At 70.9% G+C, this 2,569-nt stretch carries 3 protein-coding genes; all 3 read right to left on the bottom strand.

From position 1 onward, the window contains the following. Positions 1-120: 120 nt before the first annotated feature. Positions 121-1,104, bottom strand: a complete 984-nt coding sequence (locus ACWGI6_RS38155; RefSeq protein WP_453271767.1) for a carbohydrate kinase family protein — start codon at positions 1,102-1,104, stop codon at positions 121-123. A gap of 1 nt (position 1,105) precedes the next feature. Continuing rightward, positions 1,106-2,329 carry a methionine adenosyltransferase gene (metK, locus tag ACWGI6_RS38150; protein ID WP_393910796.1) on the bottom strand — a complete coding sequence of 408 codons (1,224 nt, stop codon included), beginning with the start codon at positions 2,327-2,329 and terminating at the stop codon, positions 1,106-1,108. Between the two features lie 33 nt (positions 2,330-2,362). Beyond that, the coding region (locus ACWGI6_RS38145) for an adenosylhomocysteinase (protein WP_453271766.1) at positions 2,363-2,569 on the bottom strand (207 nt) is incomplete at its 5' end.

Raw genomic sequence — 2,569 nt, 5'->3', positions numbered from 1 at the left:
CCTCCAGCTGCTGAAAGTCCTCCATGGACGGATCCTGCGCCTGCAGCATGGTGCCCATCGCCCCATCGGCGACCACCACCCGCGAGGCCAACGCCGCACGCAACGATGCGACGCGGGCGCTCACGAGAGTGCTCCCAGCCATGAGGTGAACAGCCGGGCGGCGCCGGGCCCATAGGCGGTGGTGAGGTCCGCGAGCAGGCCGGCGGGGCGTGCGTCGTACTCTTGCGGGCCCGTCGTGCGCAGCGCGGCGGTGGCCAGCGCGCAGCCCAGCTGCGCCGCGGCCGCCGGCGGAAGCCCCCGGCTCGTCGCGGCGAGGAAACCGGCGCGGAAGGCGTCGCCCGCACCGGTCGGGTCGGCCGTCGCCCCGGCCGGGACGGCCGGCACCCGGCACGGCTCCGCGCCGTCGCGGTCGATCCGTACGCCGTCCGCACCGAGGGTGGTGACCCAGGCCCCGGCCCGCCGCAGCACGTCCTGGCGCTGCCATCCGGTGCGTTCCAGGAGGAGGGCCGCCTCGTACTCATTGGTGAACAGCCAGCGTGCCCCGTCCACGAGCTCTCTCACCTGTGCACCGTCCAGGCTGGCGAGCTGTTGCGAGGGGTCGGCGGCGAAGGGGATGCCCGCGGCGCGGCACTCAGCGGTGTGCCGCAGCATCGCCTCGGGGTCGTTCGGGGAGACGAGCACCAGATCGAGGCCGCCCGTGTGCTGCACGACCTGCGGGATGCCGAGGTCCCGTGCCTCCGTCATGGCGCCCGCGTAGAAGGCGGCGATCTGGTTCAGGTCCCGGTCGGTCAGGCTGAGGAAGCGCGCCGTCTGCCGGGTCGTGGAGACATGGACGACGTCGGTGTCGACCCCGTGGTCCTTGAGCCAGACCCGGTACTCCGCGAAATCGTCGCCCACGGCACCGACCAGTACGGGGTTGAGCCCCAGGACGCCGAGGCCGTACGCGATGTTGGCGGCGGCCCCGCCACGCCGGACGTCCAGGGCATCGACGAGGAAGGAGAGCGAGAGCTTGGCCAGCTGGTCCGGCAGGAGCTGGTCGGTGAACCTTCCGGGGAAGGCCATGAGGTGGTCGGTGGCGATGGAGCCGCTGACGGCGATGCGCATCTCAGACTCCTGCGGCCTTGCGCAGGGCGTCCACCCGGTCGGTGCGCTCCCAGGTGAACTCCGGCAGCTCCCGGCCGAAGTGGCCGTAGGCGGCCGTTTTTGCGTAGATCGGGCGGAGCAGATCGAGGTCGCGGATGAGGGACGCCGGCCGGAGGTCGAAGACCTCGGTAACGGCCTTCTCGATCCGCTCGGTGGCCACCACGGCGGTGCCGAAGGTCTCGATGAAGAGGCCCACGGGCTGCGCCTTGCCGATCGCGTAGGCCACCTGGACCTCACAGCGGCGGGCCAGTCCGGCCGCGACCACGTTCTTCGCCACCCAGCGCATCGCATAGGCCGCGGAGCGGTCGACCTTGGACGGGTCCTTGCCCGAGAAGGCGCCGCCACCGTGCCGGGCCATACCGCCGTACGTATCGATGATGATCTTGCGGCCGGTGAGACCGGCATCGCCCATGGGGCCTCCGACCTCGAAGCGGCCGGTCGGGTTGACCAGCAGCCGGTAGCCGTCGGTGTCCAGCTTGATGCCGTCGTCCGCCAGCTGCTGGAGGACGTGCTCGACGACGAACTCGCGGATGTCGGGGGCCAGTAGCGCGTCCAGGTCGATGTCGGAGGCGTGCTGGGACGAGACCACGACGGTGTCCAGACGGGTCGGCTGGCTGCCGAGGTACTCGATGGTGACCTGCGTCTTGCCGTCCGGGCGCAGATAGGGCACGGTGCCGTCCTTGCGGACCTCCGTCAGCCGCTGGGAGAGCCGGTGCGCCAGCTGTATCGGCAGCGGCATCAACTCGGGGGTGTCGTCGCAGGCATAGCCGAACATCAGGCCCTGGTCGCCGGCGCCCTGGCCGTCGAGCTCATCGGTCTCCGCCCCGGAGACGGCGTCCGCCGCCCGCTTCTCGTATGCGGTGTCGACGCCCTGCGCGATGTCGGGGGACTGGGCGCCGAGGGAGACGGAGACGCCGCAGGAGGCGCCGTCGAAGCCCTTGGCGGACGAGTCGTAGCCGATGTCGAGGATCTTCTCGCGGACGAGGGCGGCGATCGGGGCATAGGCGGTGGTGGTCACCTCACCGGCGAGATGCACCTGCCCGGTGGTGATGAGGGTCTCGACGGCGACCCGGGAAGCGGGGTCCGCCGTCAGCAGCGCGTCGAGGACGGTGTCACTGATCTGGTCGGCGATCTTGTCGGGGTGGCCCTCGGTCACGGACTCCGAGGTGAACAGGCGGCGGGACATGTGCACTCCTGGTGTCGGCGGTTCCGGGGGTGGTCAGTAGCGGTAGTGGTCGGGCTTGTACGGGCCCTCGACCTGGACGCCGATGTAGGCGGCCTGCTCGGGGCGCAGCTCGGTGAGCTTGACGCCCAGTGCGTCGAGGTGGAGGCGGGCCACCTTCTCGTCCAGGTGCTTGGGCAGCACGTAGACGTCGGTGGGGTACTCCTGCGGCTTGGTGAACAGCTCGATCTGGGCCAGCGTCTG

Source organism: Streptomyces sp. NPDC054786 (genome assembly GCF_053611685.1).
Note: the sequence above shows the minus strand (reverse complement) of the source record. Positions and strands in the feature narration are given on the sequence as shown.